5 protein-coding genes and 1 tRNA gene are annotated in these 7,343 nt (G+C 68.1%); 4 read left to right on the top strand and 2 right to left on the bottom strand.

Annotated elements, in window-relative coordinates:
• Together GEV07_30260 and GEV07_30255 are read right to left on the bottom strand one after the other, a co-directional pair.
• Positions 1-201, bottom strand: a 201-nt coding sequence (locus tag GEV07_30260; GenBank protein MQA06799.1) for a helix-turn-helix domain-containing protein, incomplete at its 3' end; no start/stop codon positions are given.
• A 254-nt stretch (positions 202-455) separates the two neighbouring features.
• Positions 456-1,904, bottom strand: a complete 1,449-nt coding sequence (locus GEV07_30255) for a hydrolase (GenBank protein ID MQA06798.1) — start codon at positions 1,902-1,904, stop codon at positions 456-458.
• Between the two features lie 142 nt (positions 1,905-2,046).
• Between GEV07_30255 and GEV07_30250 the strand changes: the two genes are divergently transcribed.
• The 4 genes from GEV07_30250 (at position 2,047) to GEV07_30235 (ending at position 6,932) form a co-directional block, all read left to right on the top strand.
• Positions 2,047-2,484, top strand: a complete 438-nt coding sequence (locus GEV07_30250; GenBank protein ID MQA06797.1) for a molybdenum cofactor biosynthesis protein MoaE — start codon at positions 2,047-2,049, stop codon at positions 2,482-2,484.
• Positions 2,485-2,668: 184 nt separating this feature from the next.
• Positions 2,669-3,721, top strand: a complete 1,053-nt coding sequence (locus GEV07_30245; protein MQA06796.1) for a PDZ domain-containing protein — start codon at positions 2,669-2,671, stop codon at positions 3,719-3,721.
• Positions 3,722-3,802: 81 nt separating this feature from the next.
• Positions 3,803-6,757, top strand: a complete 2,955-nt coding sequence (locus GEV07_30240) for a UPF0182 family protein (protein MQA06795.1) — start codon at positions 3,803-3,805, stop codon at positions 6,755-6,757.
• Between the two features lie 98 nt (positions 6,758-6,855).
• Positions 6,856-6,932, top strand: a tRNA-Met gene (locus GEV07_30235).
• Positions 6,933-7,343 lie beyond the last annotated feature (411 nt).

The raw sequence follows: 7,343 nt of genomic DNA, 5'->3' as shown, positions 1-7,343 counted from the left end.
CGCCAGCGCGTTCTTACCGCCCTCCAGGAACTCGGCCTTCCACCGGCCGATGGACTGCTCGCTGACCTTCTCCCGCCGAGCCGCCTCAGCGACCGTGACCTCGCCAGCCAGCACACTCAACACGATCCGCGTCCTCTTCTCTTTCGGGACATGCGGGCTGTCGTTGCGGCGGCCGGGTGCGGCCGTGGGTGTGCGGTTCACGCTGCGTCGGTCTCGGGTGGCTTGAGTGGTTGGGGCTGCGGGCTGTCGTTGCGGCGGCAGGGTGCGGCCGTGGGTGTGCGGTTCACGCTGCGTCGGTCTCGGGTGGCTTGAGTGGTTGGGGCTGCGGGCTGTCGTTGCGGCGGCCGGGTGCGGCCGTGGCTCTGTGGGCCGCCGGTGCGGCGGCCGGGTGCGGCCGTGGTTGTGCGGCCCCACCGTCGGTGGTTGGGCCGGTCGTAGCCTCCGCTCGCCTGCGGCTAGGGGCGGTCGGTGCCCGGCTCGCCGCCGTCAGGACCGTCAGGGCCGTCGGGACTCTCGCCGTCGGCAGGGCCGGCGTCGTCGTTGCCGGGACTGTCAGGGCCGTTGGCCTCAGGGGCGTTGTCGTCGGGGGTGCCTTCTACCGGGGGATCCGAGGTGTCCCAGCCGAGTTGCGACAGGTCGGAGAACTCGGCCAGCTCGGACGCCCCGGTGATGAATGGTTCCGGGTTCTCCAGGTCGTCCGCGTCGGGGAGTAGGTCCGGGTGGGCCCACAGCGCGTCGCGGCCTTCGACGCCGCGGGCGTCGGTCAGTCGCTTCCAGAGGTCGGCGGCCTCCCGCATGCGGCGGGGGCGTAGCTCTAGGCCGACCAGGGTGGCGAGCGTACGTTCTGCGGGCCCGCCGGTCGCGCGCCGCCGGCGCACCGCCTCGGCCAGCGACAGCGCCGAGGGCATCCGTCCGTCGGTCGCCGCGGTCACCACCGTGTCGACCCAGCCCTCTACCAGGGCGAGCAACGTCTCCAGCCGCCGCAGCGCGGCCTGCTGCGCGGGCGTGTTCGCGATCTCGTCGCCGTCGAACAGCCCCTCCGAGAGGGCGTTCTGCAACGCCTCCGGGTTGGTGAGGTCGAGCTGGCCGACCAGCGACTCCAGTCGGGACGTGTCGACGTCGATGCCCTTCGCGTACTCCTCGACGGCGCCGAGCAGCCGCGCCGGCAGCCACGGCGCGTGTACGAACAACCGCTGGTGGGCGGCCTCGCGCAGGGCGAGGTAGAGCCGCACGTCGTCCTCGCTGAGACCGAGACCTCCGCCGAACGCGCGCACGTTCGCGGGCAGCAGCGCGGCGGTTCCCGGACTGGCCAACGGCAGCCCGATGTCGCTGGCGCCGAGCACCTCGCCGGCGAGGCCGCCGACTGCCTGCCCGACCTGGCTGCCGAACATGACGCCACCCATCTGGCGCACCATGCCGAGCAGCGGTCCCGCGGACTGCCGCATCTCCTCCGGGATGGCCGCGGCCATCCCCTCGGCCATCCGGGCGACCACCGGGTCGCACAGCCGCGACCAGGTGGGCAGCGTCGCCTCCACCCACTCGGCCTTGCTCCACGCCTCGACCTTGCTGCACCCGGCGGGCAGGCTGCTCACGTCGTCCAGCCAGTGGTCCGCGAGCCGGATCGCGTCGGCCAGCTCGCGCTTGTCCCGGTCGAGTACCGAGCTGTCGCCGGCGGCGGAGACGGTCTGCCGCGCGGTCTGCTTGGCCAGGTCCCAGTTCACCGGGCCGCTGCTCGGGCTGGACATGGCCTGGGCGAAGCCCTGCAGCATCTGGGCGAACTGCTCCGTGCTCGCGCCGCCGAACATCGCCGCGAACGGGTTGTTCTCGTCGCCGCCCTTCGACTGCTCCGGGCGCTCGTTGTCGTCGTCGCCGTTCGGCCGGTCGACGGGATTGTCGCCGCTCATCGCCTCAGTATCTCGCTTAAGTGGTAGGACATGCCATCCAGCACGTTCATGCCGATTCCGCCACGCTATCTCCTGGGCGCCGCGGATGGGTGGAAGGACGTTCGCGGTGCGCGTACAGCAGCTGGTGGCGTACGGTCGCCCTATGCACGCTTCACGACCCGATGTCATCCGGTCGGTCGCCATCCGCGAGACGCCGCTCGCCGTCGACGACGTCCGCGCGGCCGTCGCCGACCCGGCCGCCGGCGGCGTCGTGGTGTTCGTCGGGACGGTGCGGGAGCAGGACCAGGGCAAGGGCGTCGTGCGGCTGGGATATCAGGCACATCCGTCCGCGGGCGAGGTGCTCAGCCAGGTGGTCGAGAAGATCGCCGCCGGGCACGACGTCGGTGCGGTGGCGGCCGAGCACCGGGTGGGGGAGCTGGAGATCGGTGACGTCGCCGTCGTCGTCGCGGCGTCGGCAGCGCACCGCGGGGAGGCGTTCGCCGCCGCGCAGCAGCTGATCGACGATCTCAAGGCCACCGTGCCGATCTGGAAGCGGCAGGACTTCACCGACGGCACCACGGCGTGGGTGGGATCCCCCTGACCTCGGCCCGGCACGGGTAACGATGGCATCACGTTGTCCTGCCTCCGCGGTGCGGCCGCATGCCTGCACCGGCCGCGCCACCGGCGTATCGTCGCTCGTCGCGGGTCTACCGGCGGGGCGAAACCGCTGGTGGAGCCCTAACCCGCAGCGGCGGACGCGGGAAGCTCAGGGCTAGGCTCTGGGCATGGTTGGTCGGTTGGTGACGCTCGCTGTCTCCGGCGTGCTCGTCGTCGTGATGGTGGCCGCCGGCTGGTACCTGCCCGTGCCGTACGTGCGCGAGGCCCCCGGCCCGACGTACAACACTATCGGCGACGTCGACGGGCGGCCGGTCGTCTCGGTCACCGGCCGCAAGACGTACTCCGTCAGCGGGCACCTCAACATGACCACGGTTTCCGTCATCGGGGGTCCAGGAAACCAGCCGAGCCTCGGGCAGGTCCTCACCGGCTGGGTCGACCCGAACGTGGCGGTCGTGCCCGAGGAGATCTACTACCCCGAGGGCACGACGCGGCAGCAGATCGAGAAGGAGAGCGCGGAGCAGTTCCAGAGCTCCGAGGACGAGGGCACGGTCGCGGCGCTGCGGCACGTCGGCATCCCGGTCAAGGAACGCCTCATCGTCAAGACGGTGCAGAAGGACATGCCCGCCGAGGACGAGCTGCACGCCGGCGACCAGATCTGGGCGATCAACGGGGTTCGTACGCCGAACGCCGCCAGCGTGCAGAAGCAGATGGGCAAGTACGAGCCGGGCGACCGCGTACGGATCACCGTGAAGCGCAAGGGCGAGCAGTCCACCGTCGCGTTGAAGACCGTCCCCGCACCGGACAACGAGGAGCGTGCCATCGTCGGCATCGAGCTCGGCGCCGACTACACGTACCCGGTGAAGGTGCGGATCAGGCTGCAGAACGTCGGTGGCCCGTCCGCCGGGCTGATGTTCTCGCTGGCCATCGTCGACCTGTTGACGGAACGCCAGCTCGCCGACGGTCGTTTCATTGCTGGGACGGGCACGATGGACTCGCAGGGTAAAGTCGACGCGATCGGCGGGGTCACCCAGAAGATGGTCGCCGCCAAGGACGAAGGGGCAACGGTCTTCCTCACGCCGTCCGGCAACTGTGCCGAGGCGCGGAGGACCGCTCCCGACGGGATGCGGTTGGTGAAGGTGGGTACCCTCGAGGATGCGGTCGACGCATTGGACACAATCCGTACCGGCGACGGTGCCGTGCCCTCGTGTGATGGCAGCTGACATGGCCACCGGGGAACCGGCGTCCCGAGTGCGGAGGATGGATATGGGCTTCGTGGACCAAAGCAGAGTTGCTGAGATTGGGTGGGTGTAGTGGCCTATTCCGCAGGGGCGGGTCGACCGGGGGTGTCGCCGCGCGGCCGGCGAATCCTCATCGGCATCGCCATAGCCGTGGTAGTGGTGATCCTCTTCCTGGTGTTCACCAGGATCTACACGAACGTGCTGTGGTATCAGTCCATCGGGTTCTCCGGGATCTACAGCACGCTGATCGCCACCAGGATCGGCCTGTTCGTGGCCGGCGCCGTGCTGATCGGTGGTTCGGTCCTGCTCAGCCTGTTGATCGCCAAGCGATTGCGGCCGAAGACCGTCCCGAACACGCCGGACCAGCAGGCGCTCGCGCGCTACCGCCGTGCGTTCGAGCCGCACCTGACCAAGTTCGCGCTCGTCATCTCCGGGCTCGTCGGGCTGGTCGGTGGCCTGTCCGCCGACAACGAGTGGCGTACCGTGCTCGGTTTCCTCAACCGGGTCTCGTTCGGTGAGCAGGACCCGCAGTTCGGCATGGACGTGAGTTTCTACGTCTTCTCGTATCCGTTCATCCGACTGCTGCTCGGTTACGGTTTCGCCATGATCGTGGTGGCGTTCCTCGCCGCGGCCGCCACGCACTACGCGTTCGGCGGGATGCGGTTCGCCGGCCGCGGTGGGCAGCTGAGCTCCGGCGCCCGAGCACACCTCGGCATCCTGGCCGGCGTGTTCATGGTGTTGCTGGCCGCGGACTACTGGATGGACCGCTACGGCCTGGTGCACTCCGACCGCGGCGTGACCGCAGGCGCGTCGTATACCGACGTGCACGCGGTGCTCCCGGCGAAGACCATCCTGGCCGCGATCGCACTGTTGTGTGCGGCGATGTTCGTCGTCAGCGCGGTGCGTCGCGGACTGCTGTTCGCCGGCATGGGCCTCGGCTTGTTGATCCTGTCCGCAGTGCTCGTCGGTGGCGCGTACCCGGCCGTCGTGCAGCAGTTCCAGGTGAAGCCGAACCAGGAGGCACGGGAGCGGGAGTACATCGACAGGAACATCAAGAGCACCAGAGACGCGTACGACGTCGCGGATACCGAGGTCACCCCGTACAACGCACGCAGGAACGTCACGCAGGACCAGACGTCGGATAGCGACAGCACTGAGAACATCCGGCTGGTCGACCCGAACGTCGTGTCGAAGACGTTCCAGCAGCTGCAGCAGATCCGCGGCTTCTACAGCTTCTCCGAGTCGCTCGACATCGACAGATACGCGATCGACGGCAACCAGGAGACGACCGTCGCTGCGGTACGTGAGCTGCCCGGGGCGCCCGAAGGACAGCGCGGCCGCTGGGTCGTCGACCGGCTGCAGTACACCCACGGCTACGGCTTCGTCGGCGCCGACGGCACCCAGGTCGACGACGAGGGCAAGCCGGTCTGGCAGTCGAAGGACATCCCGCCGAAGGGCTCACTGGGCAAGTACGAGCCACGGGTGTACTTCGGCGAGCAGGTGCCGAGCTACTCGATCGTCGGTGCTCCGAAGGGCGCGCCGCCGCAGGAGTTCGACTACTCCAGCGAGGGCGGTTCCGGGCAGACGAAGACCACCTACAACGGTGACGGCGGGGTGAAGATCGGCTCGTTCTGGCAACGGTTGTTGTACGCCGTCGAGATGCGCGACTACAACATCCTCTTCTCTGGCGACATCAACGAAGAGTCGCAGATCCTCTATGACCGCAGCCCGCGCGACCGGGTGCAGAAGGCTGCACCGTTCCTCGAGCTCGACGGTGACCCGTACCCCGCCGTGGTGGATGGCCGGATCCAGTGGATCGTCGACGGGTACACGACGACCGACATGTACCCGTACAGCCAGAAGACGTCCCTGGACGAGGCGACCGAGGACAGCTTGACCGGCACGGCCGCGCGTACAGCGCAGCCGGAGCAGGAGGTCAACTACATCCGCAACTCGGTGAAGGCGACCGTCGACGCGTACAGCGGCGAGGTCACGCTGTACGCGTGGGACGCCAAGGACCCGGTGCTGAAGACGTGGCAGAAGGCGTTCGGTAACAAGGTCAAGCCGGTGTCGGAGATGAGCGACGCCGTACGCGACCACGTGCGCTACCCGGCCGACATGTTCAAGGCACAGCGGGAGATCCTGTCCCGGTACCACGTGACCAACCCGGCCGCGTTCTACGGCGGGCAGGAGTACTGGCAGACCCCCAACGACCCGACCGCAGGGGACGCCAAGATCGCGCAGCCGCCGTACTACCTGGAGACCAGGATGCCCGGCGACGACGAGGCGCGGTTCTCGCTGACGTCGACCTTCGTGCCCAGAGGCAGACCCAACCTCGCCGGGTTCGTGTCGGTGTCCAGTGAACCTGGCAATGACTACGGCAAGTTACGCGTGTTGAAGTTACCTTCGAACACCGCGGTCCCGGGCCCGGGCACGATGCAGGGCAACTTTGAGGCATACGCGCCTGCGGCGCAAGAGCTGTCGTTGTTACGCCGCGGTGGTTCGAGCGTACGGTTCGGCAACCTGCTCACCCTGCCGTTTGGGGGTGGTCTGCTCTATGTGGAGCCGGTCTACGTGCAGGCGAGAACCGGTGAGTCGTATCCGTTGCTGCAACGTGTGCTCGTGTCGTTCGGCGGGAAGATCGGCTATGCGCCGACCCTGGACGAGGCGATAGACCAAGTGCTCGGCGGTGCGTCGAACGGCGACGACACGGACGAAGGCAAGGAAGAACCCAGGGGCGATGTTCAGGCCCAGCTGGAAGAAGCCCTGCAGGACGCGCAGGACGCGTACGAGGAGGGCCAGGCAGCGCTGAAGAAGGGCGACTTCGCCGCCTACGGTGACGCGCAGAAGAAGCTGAAGACGGCGCTGGACGAGGCCGAGCGACTACGCCAGCAGCTCGGCAACGAACCGTCGCCGACGCCTAGCGGGACGGCTACCAGCCCATCACCGTCGACGAGTCCATCCGGTAGACCGGAGGCGACACCGTCACGCGCGGCCAGTCCGAGCCGATCACCCTAGCGTTGCAGGGGTTGTCGGGTGGCCGACCACATCGGTCGGCCACCCAGCCACCCCGATTTTGCGCCGCGTCTGCCATGTCGTAGCATTGAACAAGTCAACGCGGGGTGGAGCAGCTCGGTAGCTCGCTGGGCTCATAACCCAGAGGTCGCAGGTTCAAATCCTGCCCCCGCTACCAGCGAAAACGCCTCTCAGGTCCTGTGCCTGAGGGGCGTTTTTCGCGTCTCTGTGACCAGTTCTGTGACCAGCACGAACCTTGGGGGCTGGTAGTCGCCGTGTGACCACGAGGTGTCGCGCCTCGGGGAGGCAGTCGGGGTTCTGGATCAGCTGATCCTCCGTGCCCCCGTACCTTGGGCCCATAAGTGAGGCCGCGGGGTAGGACGGAACCCGTCCACAGCCGATCGGCACCGGGCGCGCTCGTCGGGGACAGGACAGCGAGATGTCAAGCATTGATGATCTTGAGCAGGACGGCGAGTCCAGCGGCATCGACGGAGCACGACTCGAAGAGGTCCGAAGACGACTGAATGAGGCATTCCTCGAAACTCACCAAGGGGAGTACTTCCGATCCCGAGTCCGGGGTTGGCTTGCG

It is taken from the genome of Streptosporangiales bacterium (assembly GCA_009379825.1).
Lineage (GTDB): Bacteria > Actinomycetota > Actinomycetes > Streptosporangiales > WHST01 > WHST01.
This window is presented reverse-complemented; position numbering and strand designations above follow the sequence as displayed.